Annotated in this window: 15 protein-coding genes; 6 read left to right on the top strand and 9 right to left on the bottom strand. The window is 59.0% G+C overall.

What is annotated here, in order from left to right; genetic code table 11:
* Positions 1 to 380: 380 nt before the first annotated feature.
* From ACYQ11_RS07620 to leuB, 3 genes are all read right to left on the bottom strand, one after another.
* Positions 381 to 2,462 (bottom strand): HD domain-containing phosphohydrolase, encoded by a 2,082-nt coding sequence (locus tag ACYQ11_RS07620; protein ID WP_459923172.1) that lies wholly within the window; start codon positions 2,460 to 2,462, stop codon positions 381 to 383.
* 14 nt (positions 2,463 to 2,476) lie between these two features.
* Positions 2,477 to 2,953, bottom strand: a complete 477-nt coding sequence (locus ACYQ11_RS07615) for a type IV pilin protein (protein ID WP_459923171.1) — start codon at positions 2,951 to 2,953, stop codon at positions 2,477 to 2,479.
* A gap of 193 nt (positions 2,954 to 3,146) precedes the next feature.
* On the bottom strand, positions 3,147 to 4,226 hold the full coding sequence (gene leuB, locus ACYQ11_RS07610) for a 3-isopropylmalate dehydrogenase (RefSeq protein WP_459923170.1): 1,080 nt from the start codon (positions 4,224 to 4,226) through the stop codon (positions 3,147 to 3,149).
* A 457-nt stretch (positions 4,227 to 4,683) separates the two neighbouring features.
* Between leuB and ACYQ11_RS07605 the strand changes: the two genes are divergently transcribed.
* Positions 4,684 to 6,120 (top strand): MFS transporter, encoded by a 1,437-nt coding sequence (locus ACYQ11_RS07605; protein ID WP_459923169.1) that lies wholly within the window; start codon positions 4,684 to 4,686, stop codon positions 6,118 to 6,120.
* Positions 6,121 to 6,126: 6 nt separating this feature from the next.
* On the opposite strand, the gene ACYQ11_RS07600 is transcribed toward ACYQ11_RS07605, so the two are convergent.
* Together ACYQ11_RS07600 and cooS are read right to left on the bottom strand one after the other, a co-directional pair.
* Positions 6,127 to 6,531 carry a hypothetical protein gene (locus ACYQ11_RS07600; protein WP_459923168.1) on the bottom strand — a complete coding sequence of 135 codons (405 nt, stop codon included), beginning with the start codon at positions 6,529 to 6,531 and terminating at the stop codon, positions 6,127 to 6,129.
* Positions 6,532 to 6,611: 80 nt separating this feature from the next.
* Positions 6,612 to 8,573: an anaerobic carbon-monoxide dehydrogenase catalytic subunit gene (gene cooS / locus ACYQ11_RS07595; protein WP_459923167.1), complete on the bottom strand. Its 1,962-nt coding sequence runs from the start codon at positions 8,571 to 8,573 to the stop codon at positions 6,612 to 6,614.
* Between the two features lie 393 nt (positions 8,574 to 8,966).
* On the opposite strand from cooS, the gene ACYQ11_RS07590 reads away from it, so the two are divergent.
* Positions 8,967 to 9,950: a DHH family phosphoesterase gene (locus ACYQ11_RS07590; RefSeq protein WP_459923166.1), complete on the top strand. Its 984-nt coding sequence runs from the start codon at positions 8,967 to 8,969 to the stop codon at positions 9,948 to 9,950.
* A complete protein-coding gene (locus ACYQ11_RS07585; protein WP_459923165.1) occupies positions 9,947 to 10,732 on the top strand; it encodes a TIGR02757 family protein in 786 nt (261 codons plus the stop codon). Before ACYQ11_RS07590 ends, ACYQ11_RS07585 begins: the two co-directional genes overlap by 4 nt.
* A 5-nt stretch (positions 10,733 to 10,737) precedes the next feature.
* On the opposite strand, the gene ACYQ11_RS07580 is transcribed toward ACYQ11_RS07585, so the two are convergent.
* Both ACYQ11_RS07580 and ACYQ11_RS07575 read right to left on the bottom strand, forming a co-directional pair.
* Entirely contained in the window at positions 10,738 to 11,373 is a 636-nt protein-coding gene (locus ACYQ11_RS07580) for a nitroreductase family protein (RefSeq protein ID WP_459923164.1), read from the bottom strand.
* A gap of 89 nt (positions 11,374 to 11,462) precedes the next feature.
* Positions 11,463 to 11,645, bottom strand: a complete 183-nt coding sequence (locus ACYQ11_RS07575) for a hypothetical protein (RefSeq protein WP_459923163.1) — start codon at positions 11,643 to 11,645, stop codon at positions 11,463 to 11,465.
* Positions 11,646 to 11,921: 276 nt separating this feature from the next.
* On the opposite strand from ACYQ11_RS07575, the gene ACYQ11_RS07570 reads away from it, so the two are divergent.
* Entirely contained in the window at positions 11,922 to 12,101 is a 180-nt protein-coding gene (locus ACYQ11_RS07570; RefSeq protein WP_459923162.1) for a hypothetical protein, read from the top strand.
* 83 nt (positions 12,102 to 12,184) lie between these two features.
* Here ACYQ11_RS07570 and creD read toward each other — a convergent pair whose 3' ends face one another.
* Positions 12,185 to 13,522 carry a cell envelope integrity protein CreD gene (gene creD / locus ACYQ11_RS07565; protein WP_459923161.1) on the bottom strand — a complete coding sequence of 446 codons (1,338 nt, stop codon included), beginning with the start codon at positions 13,520 to 13,522 and terminating at the stop codon, positions 12,185 to 12,187.
* Positions 13,523 to 13,764: 242 nt separating this feature from the next.
* On the opposite strand from creD, the gene ACYQ11_RS07560 reads away from it, so the two are divergent.
* On the top strand, positions 13,765 to 14,379 hold the full coding sequence (locus ACYQ11_RS07560; RefSeq protein ID WP_459923160.1) for a WHG domain-containing protein: 615 nt from the start codon (positions 13,765 to 13,767) through the stop codon (positions 14,377 to 14,379).
* A gap of 155 nt (positions 14,380 to 14,534) precedes the next feature.
* On the opposite strand, the gene ACYQ11_RS07555 is transcribed toward ACYQ11_RS07560, so the two are convergent.
* Positions 14,535 to 16,409: a thioredoxin domain-containing protein gene (locus ACYQ11_RS07555; RefSeq protein ID WP_459923159.1), complete on the bottom strand. Its 1,875-nt coding sequence runs from the start codon at positions 16,407 to 16,409 to the stop codon at positions 14,535 to 14,537.
* 303 nt (positions 16,410 to 16,712) lie between these two features.
* On the opposite strand from ACYQ11_RS07555, the gene ACYQ11_RS07550 reads away from it, so the two are divergent.
* On the top strand, positions 16,713 to 18,683 hold the full coding sequence (locus ACYQ11_RS07550) for a TonB-dependent receptor plug domain-containing protein (protein ID WP_459923158.1): 1,971 nt from the start codon (positions 16,713 to 16,715) through the stop codon (positions 18,681 to 18,683).
* Positions 18,684 to 18,703 lie beyond the last annotated feature (20 nt).

The raw sequence follows: 18,703 nt of genomic DNA, 5'->3' as shown, positions 1-18,703 counted from the left end.
AGATACGTAAACCCGGACATGCCGGGGCATGTCGCACGGCAACGCTCCTGTGGGCATCCCATGCCATGACAGAAAAGAGCCGGGGCTCTTTTCCTTCGTGCCCTTCGTGAGCTTCGTGGTCAATCCATTCAACCACCCGGTCGCTGCGCTCCCTGAAGAACAAGAAGAGCACGAAGCATGACTTGTCACAGCCCGGCACCACCATCGTGCTCGTGAACGTGAACAGGCACGTGAACGAATGCGACATGCCGTTGCCCTGGTCCTAATTCCCCGGCAGCTTGCGGCGGGGTTGTTTATTCAATCTTGCAACAAACCGATTTAACACACTTCCTTTCGGATATAGGGACATATTGGGCCTGGAAATGCTTTTTACGAAGCCATCAGCTTTTGGGTTGACCGATTTCGATGACGGTCAAAAAGGCGTCGACCACCCGGGGATCGAAATGCTTGCCCGATTCATCCATGATCAGCCGGATGACCTTTTCCTGGACCCAGCCCTGGCGGTAGGGGCGGTTGGACACGATGGCGTCGTACACATCGGCCACGGCGAGAATCCGTGCGCCCGGACTGATGTCGTCTCCGGACAGGCCCAGGGGATAGCCTTTGCCGTCGTATCGCTCGTGATGCTCAAGAATGATGGGGATGGCGTCGGCGTATGCCTCGATGGGCTCGATGATTTTGGCGCCGATCACCGGATGCTCCTTGACCAGACCGTATTCCGCGTCGGAAAGTTTGTCGGGCTTGTCGAGAATCATCATGGGAATTCCAATCTTTCCGATATCGTGCAACAGGCCGGCCCGCTGGAGATTGGCCGTGTCTTTGTCGTCCCAGTCCATGGCCCGGGCGATTCTTACGGCCAGCTCCGAAACCCGTTCCGAATGACCGGCCGTCCACTTGGACTTGGCGTCCACCGTGCGGGCCAGGGCTTCCAGGGTTCCCCAGTTGAGGGATTCAAGCTCTTCCACCAGCCGGGCGTTGGACAAGGATGACGACACCTGGCTGGCCAGCCTCTGGATATGGGTCATGTCTTCATCCGAGAAGGAAACGGGTTTCATGTGCCCCAGGCAGATCAGCCCGGCCAGGGTCTGGTGGTGAAACAGGGGAATGGCCAGAACCTGTTGAATAGCCGAGGACAGGCGCCGGGGGAGAAACGACGGCCTGGGATCCCGGGGTAAGCTGATCAGAAGATCGGGTCTCCTCACTAAATTGAGCCGGTCTTCGGCCGACAGGCGGAGGGTTTCCTCGTCCAGGGCATCGAAGTCCCGCTGATGGGCGGTGAACATGTGGAGCGCCTCCGGGTTCGTTCCGCGGGCCAACCCGAAGCTGATCGAGGCGCATGAAAAAAAATCATACATGTGTTCCATGGCCGTGGCCACGATGGTCTGCGTGTTCAGTGAGGCGTGGACAGCCCGGTCGATGTCGGCCATGGCCTCCATGGCATGGAAATGGCGACCCAGACGATCGGCGCTTCGGTTGAACGTGTCGGCCAGCACTTCGAATTCGTCGCCGGTGCGGACGTCGACCCGGGTGTCGAATTGCCTCAGGGCAAGGCGGCCGGCCCCCTCATTGAGCTTTTCAAGGGGAACCATGCTTTTCCGGATGGCGATGAGGCTGAGCAGCAGCACCACCCAGAATGAGAGAAGGGCCACCAGGGGGAAGAGAATTTTGAAATGGAACAGGGGCGCGAACACGTCGTCGCGGGTGTTCCGAAGGGCCACGATGAGGTTGGGGGCCTCAAAGCGCGATTGCAGAAACATGGGCCAGTACCCGATGAAAAATCCTTCGTCGCCGGTCACGTATTCCAGGGAACGGGATTCCAGATTGTCGCTGTCGAAGCGGATGCGATGAATCACATTGGCCGGAATGGCGTAGGAACTGAACAAAATGGTCCGGGACTGGTCGAGGATGCAGACGTCGGTCATGGGGGGCAGGATGTTGTCATAGCCGATGCCCCAGAACGTGACCGGGTTGACCTGTCCCACCAGAAGCCCGGGACCGTATGGGCTGTCCAGAACCCGTTTGACGAGAAAAATCCGGCTGCCAGACGTCGGGACGGGTTCGAAGATGATCCGGGTTGTGGAAAACCGGGGCGCGGGCAGGGGCTCCGGGAGCCGGTCAAGGGTTCCGATGAAATCGGTCCGATGACCCGAATCACTGACATGGGTCATCGCAAGAAAGTGATCCGTGCTCTGGCCTTCATTGATCGGCGTTCCCTTCCCCTGTGTTGCGGCGGCGATCATGCTTATTTTCTGATCGAGAAACTGAAACCGGTCGAGCAGGGTCAGGCCATAGGATTTTGCTGCGCTTTGAATGCGGGCGAGGCCCTGCTTTTCCAACTGGGCGGATACCTGAAAAAAGGACAGGCCCGAGAAGAGGGTGATGGGCAGCATGGCGCAGATGAGAAACAGAAAAAACATGCGCCGTGCGACCTTGCTTTTGAACAGTGACAGTCCTGTATTCATGACGTCTCCTTGAATCAGTAGGCCGATACCAGTCCGATGAAAAGTCCGTTGTTGGCCCGGACGATGTCGTCCCGGCTGTTCTTGGCCGTGAAGGGGAGCTGGGATTTGCCGTCCTTTCCCATGCTGTACAGATCGTAGTCCGTGTTGACCGGGACCAGGTTCCGGTCTTTGCGAAGATCGCCGATATTGGGTCGTCCGTTTTTGCCGAGGATGACGGGCTGGTATCGGTAGGGATTGCCGTAGGGATCGTGCAAGCCGCCCAGGCCCAGTTCGGCCAGGTCATTGGGCATGCGGTCCCAGGTGACGGAAAAGGACGTGATCTCGCCGGCGATCATGCGGATTTCCGCCTTGGCCTTTGCGATTCGAGCCCGGTCGATGTAGGTCCCGGCCATGGGTGAGGCAATGGCGGCAAGGGTCCCCAGGATGGCGATGGCGATCATCAGCTCAATCAGGGTGAAGCCCGGGTCATGGTGTTTGGTGAAAGCCGTCATATCCATCGATCATAATGAAAACGAAAAAGCGCCGCTGTCGCAGGCCTGACAGATCCGTAGAATCTTTTAACTCTAATCGGCATACGGGCGGTTTATCTTTAAAATGATCCGGTGGGAGTTGATTAAAAAAAGCCCCTGAAACGACGGCGTTTCAGGGGCTTTTGAAGGTGGGGCAACGGACTTGTTCGTCGGATCAGCCGATCAGTTCCCTGACGATGGCGTCTCCCATCTGGGCGGTGTTGACGGCCTTGGTTTTGTCCCGGGCGATGTCGGCGGTGTGGATGCCCTTGTCAAGAACCCTGGAAATGGCGTCTTCGATGGCGGTGGCGGCCTCGTTCTGGTCCAGGCTGTGGCGGAGCATCATGGCGCCGGAAAGAATCTGGGCGATGGGGTTGGCGATGCCCTGGCCCGCGATGTCCGGGGCCGAGCCGCCGGCCGGTTCGTAGAGTCCGAATTTCTTTTCGTTGAGGCTGGCCGAGGCCAGAAGACCCATGGAGCCGGTGAGCATGGCGCATTCATCGGACAGGATGTCGCCGAACATGTTGCCGCAGAGGAGCACGTCGAACTGATGGGGGTTCTTGATCAGCTGCATGCTGGCGTTGTCCACGTAAATGTGTTCGAGGGCCACGTCCGGATAATCCCTGGCCACCTCCTTGACCACGTCGCGCCAGAGCACCATGGTGGTAAGCACGTTCGCCTTGTCCACGGAATGGACCTTGTTGCGGCGCTTGCGGGCCGTGTCGAAGGCGATGCGGGCGATGCGCTCGATCTCCATGCGCGTGTAGACCATGGTGTCGTAGGCTTTTTCCGTGGGGCCGGATCCTTCACGGCCCTTGGGCTGGCCGAAATAGATGTCGCCGGTCAGTTCCCGGATGCACAGGATGTCGAACCCGTCACCGGCGATGTCCGGCCGCAGGGGGCAGGCGGACACCAGGGTCTTGAACACCTTGGCCGGGCGCAGGTTGCAGTACAGGTTGAAATGCTTGCGCAACGGCAGCAGGGAGGCCCGCTCGGGCTGTTCGGCCGGGGGCAGGCTTTCCCATTTGGGTCCGCCCACGGAACCGAACAAAATGGCGTCGCTCTGCTCGCAGACGGCAAGGGTGCTCGGCGGCAGGGCCTGGCCATGGTTGTCAATGGCCGCTCCGCCCACATCCGCGAAGGTATATGAAAGGTCAAAGGAAAATTTTTCCCCGGCCGCGTCAAGAACCTTGACGGCCTCGGCCATCACCTCGGGTCCGATCCCGTCTCCCGGAAGTACCGCTATCTTGCTCATGAGTATGCTCTCCCCTTTTCAGGTTGTTCGTAATGATGGTGGACTTAACCAATACTAAATTGTCTGTAGTATTTATAAACCAGGGCGGAAAATGTCAAGCCGGAAGTGGGGCAGGGCAATCGCAGGTACTGTTCGTTCACGTGCATGTTCACGAGCACGAGCACGGCAGGTCGAGACCGTCTCGACCGTCTCATCCCACGCCGGTTGAACCCTTTGACGGTTGAGTTCACGTGTTGCCTTCCGGCATCGTGAACGTGCTCGTGACCGTAAACGTGAACGGCATGATCCGCGCCGCAGGTAGAGACCCATGTGTTTTAAGATCATACATGCGATTGCCCTGGGACCGGGCACAATTCCCCTTGCCAATTATCCGGTTCAATGATTATATGCCCCAGGCATTTGCCGGTGATATCGGGGTGCCGTTCAACTGATCCATGCCATTGGGAAACGCTTGACAATGACGACGAAGCCCGACCATACCCCCGCGACCCGGTCTCCCGACGGGCACACGCCCTCATCCGATTACGCGGTCTCCGGGGCCGTGACCCTTCTGGTGGTCAGTGCGGTCCAGTTCCTTACGCCTTTCATGATGTCGGCGGTGGGAGTTGCCCTGCCGGCCATCGGACGGGAGTTCTCTGCGAGCGCCGTGCAGCTCGGACTGATTGAAACCGTCTACATTCTGGCTTTTTCCCTGTTTCTCCTGCCCTCGGGACGTCTGGGGGACATTTACGGCCGCAAAAAGATATTCACCATGGGCATCGGAGTCTTCACCCTGGGGACCCTTCTGGTGGCCCAGGCCTTCACCATCGAAAGCTTTATCGTCTTCCGTTTCCTCCAGGGCAGCGGCGGCGCCATGATCACCGGGACCAGCGTGGCCATTCTTTCGTCGGTCTTTCCTCCGGCCAAGCGGGGACGGGCCATGGGCATCATCGTGGGATGCGTGTACCTGGGTCTGTCCGCGGGGCCGGTGCTTTCGGGCTACATGGTCACCTATCTGGGCTGGCGCTGCATTTTCTATTTCGGGGTTCTGGTGGAACTGGTCGCCCTGGCCCTGACCCTCCTGAAACTCAAAGGGGAATGGGCCGATGCCCGGGGGGAGCGGTATGACGGCATCGGCGCGCTGATGTATGTGGCCTCGCTGTTCTGCCTGATTTACGGAACCCTTCACCAGACCGAAGGACCACGGTACGTTCTGATGACGGCGGCCGGGGCCGCAGGGCTTCTGCTTTTTCTGATCTACGAATACCGGTCGCCCTCACCGATCCTCGATGTGAACCTGTTACTCAAGAACCGCGTCTTCGCCGTGAGCAATCTGGCGACGCTGATCAACTACGCCGCCTCCTTCGGCATCAGTTTCTTTTTCAGTCTGTACCTCCAGGTGGTCAGGGGGTTTGCCCCCCAGGAAGCGGGGATGATCCTGGTCGTCCAGCCCGTGATCCAGGCGGTTCTGTCGCCCGTGTTCGGGCGCCTGTCGGACCGCGTTTCTCCGGCGGGACTGGCCACGTCGGGCATGGCCGTGTGCGTGGCGGGGCTGGGGCTGGCGTCCCGGGTCCACGGCGACACGCCCCTGCCGGTGATCTTTGCCATGCTGGCCCTCATGGGACTGGGCATCGCGCTGTTCGCGTCTCCCAACACCACCATCATCATGGGCAGCGTGACCCCCAGGCATTACGGCATCGCCTCAGGTTTTCTTGCCACCATGCGGACCAGCGGCATGCTCTGCTGCATGACCATCGCCACCCTGATGTTCCGGCATTTCATGGGCCGGCAGCCGGTGAGTCCGGAGACCAAAGACGCCTTTTTGACCAGCATGCATGTGAGCATGGAGGTGTTCTGCGCGCTGAGCGTACTGGGCGTTCTCTGCTCCATGGGGCGGATCAGACCGGCCCGGTGAGACGTATCAGTTCTCCCGCAAGCAGGATTCCACCAGGGCCTGTTCGTTGGGCCGTACGGGCCGCCAGGTGGTTTCATAGACGGGGTTCTTTCCCATGCGGCTGATGGGCCGGACCACGGCGGCGGCCTCGTCGGGGTTGCCGGGGGCATCCTCCACCCACAGGACCTTGGACACATCGAGCCCGAAGTGGTCACAGACGTTCAGGGCGAATTTTTCGAAGGTGTTCTTGATGTTGAACCCCTTGCCCGTATCGGACAGGATGCACACAAAGGGTTTGATTACCGCCACACCGGGCATCCGGTCTCTCAGGTCAACGATTTTCAGTTTGTAGGAGCCCGGCCACCAGCTGATGGGGGGCGCGGCGCTCCGTTTCTTTCCGTCCCATTCGTAGGTTCCGTCGAAAATAACCATACCTTCTCCGCGTTCATCAAATCGGGACGGGTCCCGCGCCGCCGCGTGCGGCTACGGTCACGGAACCCGAACGCCGTCGATCAGATGGTCAGTTCACGCCGGTCGGACATGTCGACCAGGGTTCGTTCCCTGGCCTTGTCGATGCCCAGGGCGCTTCGTTTCTTGTCAATGTGGGCGATCATCATATGGGCCATTTCGATGGGGTCCGTGCTGTGCCCCCATTTGCCGAAACCCTGTTTTTCCAGTCCGTCGAACAGAAGGTCGTGGAATTTGGTGTTCCGGACAATGGGGAAACTGACGCCGAACACGGTGAAAACCCCCGACGCCACGAAATAATGGCCGATGGCGATGGCCTTTTCACTCATCCATTCCGGGGCCGCCCCGGCGGCGGGCAGGTCGGCGATGGACTGGCCCAGGCCCCCGGCATGGACCATGGCTGTTGCGGCGATCAGAATGCGCGTGTTGTCCACGCAGGAGCCAAGGCCCAGGATGGGCGGCATGCCCACGGCTTCACAGACCTCCCGAAGGCCCGGACCGGCGAAGTGGGCCGCTTCCGGGGTTAGAAGCCCGGCCTTGGCCAGGGCGATCTGGGAACAGCCGGTCTGGAGGACCAGCACATCGTTCTTGATCAGTTCCTGAACCAGGGCGATGTGCATGGAATCCTGCTTGACCCTTGGATTCACACAGCCGACCACCCCGGCGACCCCCCGGATCCTGCCGTTGATGATGTTGTCGTTCAGCGGCGTGTAACTGCCCCGGAAGCTGCCGCCGAGCATGTAGTTGATGTACTCGTGGGTGAAGCCGTGGACCCCTTTGGTCGCTTTCCGGGGGATGACCACCGGTTTGGTTCGGGTGGCGAACCGGGCGATGGCCTTGGTCACGATTTCGTCGGTGCAGTCCCGGGCGTGATGCTCGTCGAAGGGAATGTGCAGGGCCCCTTCGATCATGCAGCGGGGGTTGGTGGTGATCAGGTGGGTGTCGTAGCATTCGGCCACGGTGGCCAGGCCCTGCTTGATGCACTGGATGTCCACGGCCATGGCGTCCACGGCCCCGGTAACCAGAATCGCCTCGGTGGATCCGAAGTTTCCGGCATGGGGAATCCCGTGGCGGGACATCATCTCCGCCCCGGAACAGCACATGCCCACCAGGTTGATGCCGGCGGCGCCCTTTTCTTTGGCGATGTTGATGTAGAAAGGGTCGTTCACGGTTTCGAGCATGGATTCGAACAGGTTGGGCTCGTGGCCGTGGACGATGATGTTGACCATGTTCTCCTTGAGCACGCCCATGTCGACCTCGGCGATGACCGGCGAGGGCGTTCCGAACATGATGTCCGACAGTTCGGTGGCGATCATGGATCCGCCCCAGCCGTCGGCCAGGGCCGTTCGACTGCTCTGGCGGGTGATGTTTTCGTAATGCTGGTCACAGCCGATGTGGGTCCGGCTCATGATCTCCATGATTTCCTTGGGGGCGCTCCGGGGCACCAGGCCGTGCTTGCGCCACAGTTCCAGGGTTTTTTCCGGAGCCCGCTTCACGAAGGGGATTTCGCCGTGGAGCTGGGTGTAGGTCTTGATCAGTTCATCGTAGAGGGACTGGGCCATCTGTGTGACGGATTGTCCGTCCACATCGAGGCCCAGGGCCTTGCAGAGGTCTTCGAGCTTGTTCGGATCCTTGATGGTGTAATCGCCGATGGTCCCTGCGGCCACGTCGCGGAACAGTTCGAGAATGGCCAGCCCGTGGTCGCTGTGGGCCGCCGCTCCTCCTGCCACCATGCGGGCGAAGTTCCGGGCCATGATGGTGTCGATGGTGGCCCCGCAGACGCCGACCTTGGCGTAGGGTTTCCCGGCGTTCATGCGGCAGGGGCCCATGTGGCAGAGCTTGCAGCAGGCCGATTCCACCCCGATGGGGCAGGGTTTCATGTCCGCAGCGCGATCCCAGGCGGTTTGTACTCCGTCTTTTCTGGCTTTTTCAAGCATGATTTGCGTGGATTCGCAGGCTGTCAGGTCCGATACCATGGGAAGCCGTTTGTCGTCTTTTTTTTCCATAATGATCTCCTTGGGTTGAGGGCAGGGGACCCCCGCTCCACAGTCGCGAACCTGATTGAGGGGTACCATAGGGGAACAGCAACATGCATGCCAGTCGGATGGAAAAGCCGGTGACACACGGTTCCCGCCCATGCCCGATAATGATGAACACACGTGACGATCGTAAGAGAATAAAAAAATGCGACGCAACCCGAACAGCGGTTGAAATGTCGAAGAAACATGTAAACAAACGGCGAGAGAAGTTGTTCCACCGTACCACAGGCAAAAAAAAATGGAAAGGATCATTCTGCCCGGGTGAGAAAGACCGTTTGATTCCCTGCGAAAGTCTGATAGTATCATGGCCGTTGTCCGGCGATCGGCGGGTTCGCATCAGCAATCGGAAAAGGACGGGTCATGACGGTTTCAGCAGCGGAACGGCTCCGCAAATTTCAGGCGGTATTCAAAAGCGACGATCAGGTTCTTGTTCTGATCAACGCCGATCCCGACGCCATCGGGGCGGCCCTGGCGGTCAAGCGCCTGCTGTGGCGTAAGGTGGCCTCGGTGGCCGTCGCCAGTGTCAACACGGTCAAACGGCCGGACAATGTGGCCATGGTCGAGCTTCTCGGCGTCAAGCTGCTTCGGGCCGCCGATGTGCCCAAGACCGCTTTTTCCCGGGTCGTCATCGTGGATTCCCAGCCCGAGCACCACGAGCTGTTTCGGAAATTCGACTGTGACGTGATCATCGACCATCACCCGGTGCTCAAGCCCAAGGCCGCTTATGTGGACATCCGGCCCGAGTACGGGGCCACCTCCAGCATGATGACCGAGTATGTGAAGGCCGCCAAGATAAGGCCGTCGACGAAGCTGGCCACGGCCCTGTTTCTCGGTATCAAGACGGATACCAACGACTTTCAGCGCAAGGCGTTCGGAGAGGATGTCAAGGCCTTTCAGTTTTTGTTCAAGCACATCAACCTCAACCTGGTGCAGAAAATCGAATTCGCCGAGATCAATCCCGGCTTTCTCAAGTATTTTCAACTGGCCTTCAACACCCGGGTCATGCGGCGGGGCAGGGTCTATGTCCACCTCGGTCACGTGGGTACCCCGGATGTCTGCGTGCTGATCGCCGATTTTTTTCTGAAGGTCAAGGGCGTGGGCTGGACCTTTGTCTCGGGCGTTTTCGGCAAGAAACTCGTGGTGATTTTCCGAAACGACGGACTTCGAAAAAACGCGGGGAAACTGGCGGAAAAAGCCTTTGGCAAACTGGGCTCGGCCGGGGGGCACAAGGGGATGGCCCGGGCCGAAATACCCCTTTCCGCCCTAAGCGGCCTGGTCGACCCCGATCAGGACCGCAAGATGCTCAAGTGGCTGATCGACCGGGTGGATTTGAAAACCCCATGAGACAGATGCTCGACGACCTCTATGACACCTACAACCGGAAGGTGTTCATTCACCCCGATCCCCTTGAGGTCGTCTACCGCTTCGATGACCCGGCGGACCGTGAAATCGCAGGCATGATCGCCTCGGCCCTGGCCTTTGGCCGGGTGTCGTTGATTCTTCTGACCCTCGATCGGGTTCTCGATGTGATCGGGCCGTCGCCGTCGAATTATCTCAAACGGTCGGACCGTGCTTCCCTTACCGCAGATTTCGACGGTTTCGTGTACCGTTTTGTCCGGGATCGCCATCTGGTGGATTTTCTGCTGGGGCTCAAGGATGTGATCGAACGGTTCGGAACCCTGGAGCGGGCCGCCGCGGCCGGTCTGTCTCAAAATGATGAGACAGTTGTTCCGGCCATGGACAATCTGGTGAGACAGATGCTTGCCGGAGGCCGGGACCCGGGGTATCTTTTAGCCGCTCCGTCGAAACAGAGCGCCTGTAAACGCCTGAACCTGTTTTTTCGCTGGATGGTTCGAAAGGACGCCGTGGATCCGGGTACCTGGACGGCCCTTTCACCCCGGCGCCTGATCGTTCCGTTGGATACCCACATGCACCGCATTGCCCTTCATCTGGGGCTGACCGGGCGCCGGTCGGCCGACATGAAGACCGCCCGTGACATCACCCGGTCCTTTGCGGCCGTCTGCCCCGAAGATCCCGTCAAATATGATTTTGCCCTGACCCGGTTCGGCATCCATCCGGATCTTGAGTTAAGGGCCTTGCTTGATCGTGAACCCGCCGGTCGATAAACCGGTCAGTTCTCGAAGGACACCAGGATCTCATCGGCGGTTTTGCGCCATTTGGGGGGCAGGAGGTCCTTGGAGGCGTCGAAATACCCGACGGCGATCAGCAAGGGAATCCAGTAGTTGTCTGGGATCTTGAATTCCTTGCGGACACCCTCGTGATCAAATCCGTCCATGGGGTGGGTGTCCAGGCCCAGGCTCTTGGCGGCCAACATCAGGGCCATGGCGAAAAAACCCGCGTTCTTGCAGGCAAAGGCCAACTGGGTGTTCTCACTGCCGCCGTAGAGGTTTTTCCGTGCCTTGGCATACCAGTCCCGGCCTTCTTCGCTGGTTGAGCCCGCCTTGATCATTTCCTGAAAATTTTTTTCCACAAAGGGATTGCCGTCGGCCCATCCCTTTCGGTCCCCCAGAACGATCAGGGTCACCGGGGCCTCGCTGACCTTGGTCTGGTTCATGGCCAGCTTCTCAAGGCGCTGCTTGTCCGCAGGTTTCCTGAGGGCGATGAGGCTCCAGGGCTGGAGATTGAAGCTCGACGGGGTTTTGGCCGCCATGTCGATGATCTGTCTGAGCAAGGTGTCCGGAACATCTTGTTTTGTATCGAAAAAGTTGACGGCGCGGCGTGAGTCGATTACCTGTTTGAAATCCATGGGGCATCTCCTTCAGATCAATAGGGTCAAATAAAACCGGGAGAAACCAAACGGTATTCTCCCGGTATGTCGGTGGGACAAGGCCCGCGTCAGTCTTCAATGACGAAGCGGGCCAGCTTGTTTTTGGCCGGGGTGTATTCACCCACGGGGACGAGCTTCTTGTTGAATTTGACGCAGTCCACCACGGTGTTCCACAGTTTTTCCAGTTCTTTCTTTTCCTGATCGCTTTCAGGCGTGAACTCCACAAGGTTTTTATCAATGATAATCTTCATACGTCACCTCCATCGTGGCTCAGTTGACAGGTTGATGTGACTGAAACATAATATAAACAAAAAGCATGCCGACACGGCGAGGACTGATCCGGCGGTCGCGGGATCAGCGGGGAACCGTGCCGGTGTGCACGGAAAAAAAGAATGACATCATCATACACGAAGTCACGTTCGAACACAACGGGCGATCCGTGGGGCAGGCACGGGGAGTCAGGTTTGGCACGATGTGTGCTTTTGATACAGGGCAAGACCCTTTAAAAATCCATGAAAGGAGGCCCCATGAAAGCACTTTACGCGAAACACGCCGGCAGCGGAACCAAAACAGAAACCCACACCTCAAGTCTGTATGAACTGATCGAGGCGGTCAACGCATCGGTGGAACCCGGTGAAGAAGAGATGGTGCCTTTGATCGTCAGCCATATTTTGTCCTCCTGGAACGCCACGGTCCGTGAGCGGTAATCCGCCGGCCGTCAGGAGGGACCGCACCACCACCCACCTCACCCCCCGGCCGGGAGCCGTTTAAGGCTTCCGGCCGCCTTTTTTCATTCCTGAACCGTTTCGACCTCGTACCAGTCGATTTTCCGGGTGATGTACATCACGAGGGCCAGAATCAGCAGAAGCCCGATGCTGCCCATGATAAGGGCGTAATCCTCAAGCTGGAGGATGATGAACAGGTAGCCGTAAAGGACGGTCAGGATCCCCATGATCATGACCGCGAAGGTCGGGCGTGCGACAACGGCTTTGGCGTAGCCCGAGATGATCAGGGTGACGACCGCTGCGGACAGAATGTAGGCGTAATTGAAAGGGATGTGCTCGGACAGGGACAGGACAAGGGTGTAAAAGATCAGGACGGCCATTCCGATCAGGGTGTATTGAATCGGGTGGACCCGACGCCGGGTGATGATTTCGGAAAAGAAAAACGCCGCGAAGGTGAAGATAATGAACATGATGGCGTATTTGGCGAGGCGCGTGGATTTCTGGTAAATGTCGGCCGTGAGGATCAGTTTCAGGCCGAAGGCCGACGGGGTGACATTGAACTGGGACCCTTCCCAGAACTGGGGGTAGTTTCGGTTCAGATGCAGAATTTTCCAGCGTGCCGAGAAACCGTTTTCCCGGATGTCCCGTTCTTCCGGCAGAAAGGCGCCGTTAAAGCTCGGCGACGGCCAGTCTGAACGGAGCCGGACCGTGTTGGTCTCGCCCGCGGGAATGAAATCGATCTGTTCACTGCCGTTCAGACTGACCGTGAACGAAAACGTGTTGGGCCCGTTGGGGGTCGGCGGGCTGATCAGCGCGCTGACCCCGGCTTCGGCCAGGTCGGTGGTCTTGAGACCGGGGGCGGCGGGATAGTCCGATTCGTTGACGCGAAAGATGATGTTGTCTTTGATGCCGCGCATATCGGTGATACCCAGCGACAGATGCGTGCTGTTCCAGAGGAGGTTTTCCGGCGCGATGTTCAGACGGCTTGCGGGCGGAAGGATGAATCTGCCGCTGAACCGGAGCTCGACCGTGTAGAGAATCGCTTCGAAAATGCTTCGGTAGCGCACCTCGGGGGTTATCACGCCGTCCACGTCCAGGGCTTCAGGCAGGATGTGCAGATAGTTCAGGCTGTACTTGAGCGTGTTGTCCTCGTCCAGGTAAAAGGCCTTGTAAGGAATGGTGAGGAAGGGGCCGGTTATGGTCTGGCGGTCTCCCCATTTCCGGCTGATCTCCCGGATGACCTCATCACGCCGGTCCTGCCGCTCGCTGATCAGGTTTTGGATCATGGCGGTCGGAATGAGAAGCAGCAGGATCAGAATCCCCGTGGAAATCAGTTTGAACGTGACGGATCGTCTGACAAAGGCCGATGCTTTTTTGCCGGTGGTTTCTTCATGGCTGTTCATGGTCGCTCCTTTGTGAAAGATGATGGTCTCCGTCTCTTACCCCGACCCTGTTCCGCCTGTCCATCGTTATTTTGAGAGCCGGGTCGTCTTTTTTTCCCTGTTCGCTGCTCGGTCCTTCCGGCATTGATGCCCTTTGCGTGAAAAGGACCCGTCGGTTTCCCTGAGCGGTCCTCAAAAAAACCTTGACGAATTGAATAACGTTGGTTATATAACACATGTTTTTTAATTCAAGCGGGATGGGTATGGCTCCAAAGGTTCGTTATATCATTGATGATATTCTTGATTCGGCGTTTCGCATCGTTCGGTCCGGGGGGCTTGAGAAGCTGACGGCCCGGAGCATTGCCGAGGATCTGAAGTCGTCGACCATGCCCATTTACTCCTGCGGAAAGTCCATGCTGGAAATCGAGGAAGCGGTCATTGAAATGGCCTGGGCCGTGATGACCGATTACGAGCGAAAAAGAAGGACCCGGGATGCCTATCTGGACCTGGGGCTGGGGTATGTGATGTTCGCCCGGGAAGAGCCCCATCTGTTCAAGTGCCTGTTCAACCGGAAGCACGACGCGCTGAACAGGCGGCTTGCCGAGGAGCATTTCAGGGAAAACATGGCCTGGCTCGCCGATTACCCTCTGTTCCAGGGCATCAGCGACGAGGCCAAGATGAGCATTCTCACCCACGGGTGGATCTATTCCCACGGCCTGGCCGATCTTCTGGTCAAGGTCGGGGACACGATGTTCGAAGGCCTCGATACCGAACAGGACATCGCCCGGTTTTTTGTCGAAGCCACGATGATGGCCCGAAACGGCATGGATCGTTTTGTCAGGGATAACCAGGTATTGATGAACGCCCCGAAGACCTGAAGGGGTCTTCGGTTTTTTCATAAGATCTTCTCCAAGAGCGTCCGGGGCAGGCACGGCCTTATTTGAAATGTCCCCACATTGAAACGGCTTGCGTCTGTGTCAGGTGCCTGCCTCGGAATCGCTCCGGATCGTTTCGGTTCAACTTCCCCCCCCCTCTAACGGTTTTCTGCTGCGCGCTGCCAGGCATCGAGTCCCATCAGCATGTCCCCGCAGGCGCCGGGAATTGTTTCCATCCAAGATGAAAAGGCCGTCAGCGTCTTTTCGGCCCGGTCCAGGTAGAACCTGTCCTTTGTCGCGGCGTAAAGCCGGACCAGATTGATCACACTCTGGGCGTTTCCCGAGGGAATGGCTCCGTCAAGGCCGGGTTTTTCCCTGGCGATCAACGGGTCATCGTCCGAGGCCGTCATGAAAAAACCGCCCCTTTCGCGATCCTCGTAAAAGGTTTCAAGCACCGCGTCCAGACCCCGGGCCCGGGACAGCCAGGCCGGATCACCGCTAGTGTCGAACAGATCCAGAAACGCCGCCGTCATGAAGGCATTGTCGTCCAGAAAGCCGTTGATTCCGGCCGTTTCCCCCGTGACGGTTCGTTTGAGACGGCCCGTGTGCATCAGGCGGTCGATGACGAACCGGGCGGTCCGGACCGCCTCTTCCGTGTAGACGGGGCGGCTGAGGATACGCCCCGCCCGGGCCAGGGCCGAGATCATCAAGCCGTTCCAGGCGCTGATTATTTTGGTGTCGGTCAGAGGGCGGGGCCTGTCCTCGCGGCCGGAGTAAAGCCGTCGCCTGATATCACGCAGATCGATGTCGTCGCCTCTTGCCCGGGCGCGCCGGATGCTCTCCGGGGTGACATGGAGCACAAACCGTCCGTCCAGATCCGGTCTTCCGTCCATGGAAAAGTAGTCCATCGCCCATTTTGCCGTATTCCGGCCGAGCCGTTCGATCAGTTCGTCGGGGGTCCAGGTGAAATAATACCCTTCGACCATCTCGCCGGAGGGCGTTTTGCTGTCCGCGTCCGTGGCCGAATAGAAACCGCCGCCTGGAGCGCGCAGTTCCCTCAGGGCATAATCGAGAGTGTCGCAGGCGGTCTCCCGGAACAGGGGGGCCGGCTCGACCGCATAGGCCTCCGCATAGGTCATGGAAAGAAGGGCGTTGTCGTAAAGCATCTTTTCGAAATGGGGGATCCGCCAGGCTTCGTCCGTGGCGTAGCGATGAAAGCCCCCGCCCACCTGGTCGTAAATGCCTCCCCGGGCCATACGGGTCAGGGTGTGTGACACCATGGGGAAGAGGGACGCATCGCCTTCTCGTCGGGACGCCGTGATCAGGAACCTCAGGTGGAGGCTGGACGGAAACTTGGGCGCCCCCTTGATCCCGCCGTGTACGCGGTCGTAACGTCCTTTGAAATAATCGACGGCCCGCTTGAAGACGTCGGGAGACGGCAGGCCGGACGCGTCGGCGGGAACCAGATGCTCACGGATCCGACGGGTCATCTGACGGGCGACGGCGTCAAGGTGTTCGGGCTCGTTGAGCCAGGCCTCGCCGATCCTTCGGATCAGGCTCAAAAAACCGGTGAACGCCCCGCGGTCGCCGTCCCGGGCGGGGAAATAGGTGCCTCCGAAAAACGGAGTGAGCGACGGCGTCAGCATCACGTTCAGGGGCCATCCCCCGCTGCCCGTGAGGACCTGCACCGCCGCCATGTATACGGCGTCCACGTCGGGTCTCTCCTCCCGATCCACCTTCACGCAGACGAAATGATCGTTCAGGAACGCGGCGATCTCCTCATCATCGAAGGATTCCTCCTCCATCACGTGACACCAGTGGCAGGCGGCATACCCGATGCTGACAAACAGGGGTCGGTTGAGCGCCCTTGCTTTTTCAAAAGCCTCCTTGCCCCAGGCGTGCCAATTGACCGGGTTGTGGGCGTGCTGAAGAAGATAGGGGCTTGTCTCCTCGATCAGTTTGTTCGTGTATTTCGGGGAACCGTCGGCGTTTCGATGCCGGGTCCTAATATCCTGGGTCGTCATGTGTGTCATGGCGTTTGCTCCTTGTGCCGTGTTTCAGCCGTTTACGATAGATTATGCAAAGGCCGTGCCCCGGGTAATCAAAGGGGGCTTCACGCCGGGGCCATCGCATTGCATGCGGTCGCCCTGATCCCCAGACCCCGTCCGCTTGCGGCGGTAATGCCGGGATTTCCCGTTGTGCGGGGATGGGGCATGTGTTATTAATTGAAGCGGTTGTGCGTTTTGGCGGGGGGAGATGGGAACGTGAGGGGGTTGAACGAATTGGGAAAAAAGGTTTTTTGCGTTCGGGTACTGATGATGCTCGCGGTGCTTTTCATGGGGTCGGATGCACAGGCGGGGATCGCTCCGCTGCCCGATCTGACGGAGCTGAGTATCGAGGAACTGGCCAATATCGAGGTGATTTCCGCCTCCCGGACGCCGCTTCGGCAGTCCCAGTCGGCGGCGGCCGTTTTCGTGGTGACCGGTGAGGATATCCGGCGATCGGGTGTGACCAGTCTGGCCGAGGCCCTGCGCATGGTGCCCGGTATTCAGGCGGCCCGCATCAGCTCCAGCAAGTGGTCGGTGTCGGCCCGGGGCTTCAACAGCCGGTATTCGAACAAGCTCCTGGTTCTGATGGACGGCCGGACCTTGTATCTTCCCCTTTTTTCCGGGGTGTTCTGGGAGAGCCAGGATTACATGCTCGAGGACATCGAGCGCATCGAGGTGATCCGAGGGCCGGGGGCCAGCCTCTGGGGGGCCAATGCCGTCAACGGCGTGATCAACATCATCACCCGCAGTGCCGAAGACACCACGGGAACCCTTCTGACCGCAGGGGCGGGGGATTATGAAAAAGGCTTCGCCCGGGCCCGGTTCGGCGCGGCCCTGGGAGACCGGGGGCATGCCCGGTTTTACGCGAGCGGGTTTGCCCGGGACGAAATGGCCGACGCAAACGGCAGGGATCTGGAAGATCCCTGGAAAAAGTACCAGGCCGGGTTCCGTACGGATACGGCGCTCAATGACCGGAGCGACCTGACCGTCCAGGGAGATTGTTACCGGGGCGATCTGGATGAACTTTCGTCCATTCCCAGCCTTTCGCCCCCCTATACCTATACCGTGGATGCCGAGAACGAGATTTCGGGGTTCAATCTGTTGAGCCGCCTGACCCACCGGTTTTCAGGCGGGGGGGATGTGGGGATTCAGCTTTACTTTGACACGACCCGCAAGGAAGAGGGCGGCGTGGATATGGCTGACGATATCGTGGACGTGGAAGCCCAGTTCCGGCTGCCCCCCGTGGGACGGCATGACCTGGTCTGGGGTCTGGGCTACCGGCATTACGAAGACGATATCGATTTTCAGTCCATGGGGATCGCCTTCAGCACACAGAGGCACAAGGACTCCCTTTACAGCGCTTTTGTCCAGGATACCGTGACGGTTCACGAGGGGCTCCAGATGATCCTGGGCTCCCGGTTCGAGCACAACGAGTATTCGGGTTTCGAAATCCAGCCCAACGCCAGGGTACTCTGGCAGGCCGCGGAATCCCATGTGCTGTGGGCCGCCCTGTCCCGGGCCGTGCGGACCCCCAGTCGGGGGGACACGGACATCCGTTACACCCAGGCCGTGATTCCTCCCAGCCTGCCCGACCAGCCCCTGCCTTCGGCCGTCACCGTCTGGGGGCTTGACAGCGTCGATTCGGAAAACCTGACCGCCTTTGAACTGGGACACCGGATCACGTCCTTTGACCGGTTTTCCCTTGACTCCACGGTGTTTTATTACCGGTACACGGACCTGACCACCAATGCCGCGGGCGACCCCATACCCCGCCTCGGAGACACGCCTCCCCATGTGATTCAGCCCCTTTACGTGGGCAACGACATGGACGCCTCGACCGTGGGATTTGAGGTGACCGCCAACATCCAGCCCCTTGATTTTTTGCGTGTCCAGGCCTCTTACGCTTTCATCGATCTGGATTTCGATATCACAAAAGACGCCGGGACGATCTATTCGACATATTCCAGCGACGAGACCCCCAGACACCAGGCGTCTGTCAGAATCCTCACGGATCTGCCCTGGGACCTGGAATGCGACATCTGGCTGCGCTGTGTGGACGAGATCAAAAACGGCCTCATCGACGGATACACCGAGATGGATCTCCGGCTGGGCTGGAATCCGTCCAGGCATCTGGAACTGTCCCTCTGCGGCCGGAACCTGCTTCATAAAAGCCATGCGGAATACGTGGAGACCTATGTGCTGAACAGCCCTGCGGAAGTCCCCCGAAGCGTCTACGGCAAAGTGACTGTGCGGTTCTGATTGAGGATGATCGAGGATGG

Source organism: Desulfatiferula olefinivorans (assembly GCF_054657895.1).
Note: the sequence above shows the minus strand (reverse complement) of the source record. Positions and strands in the feature narration are given on the sequence as shown.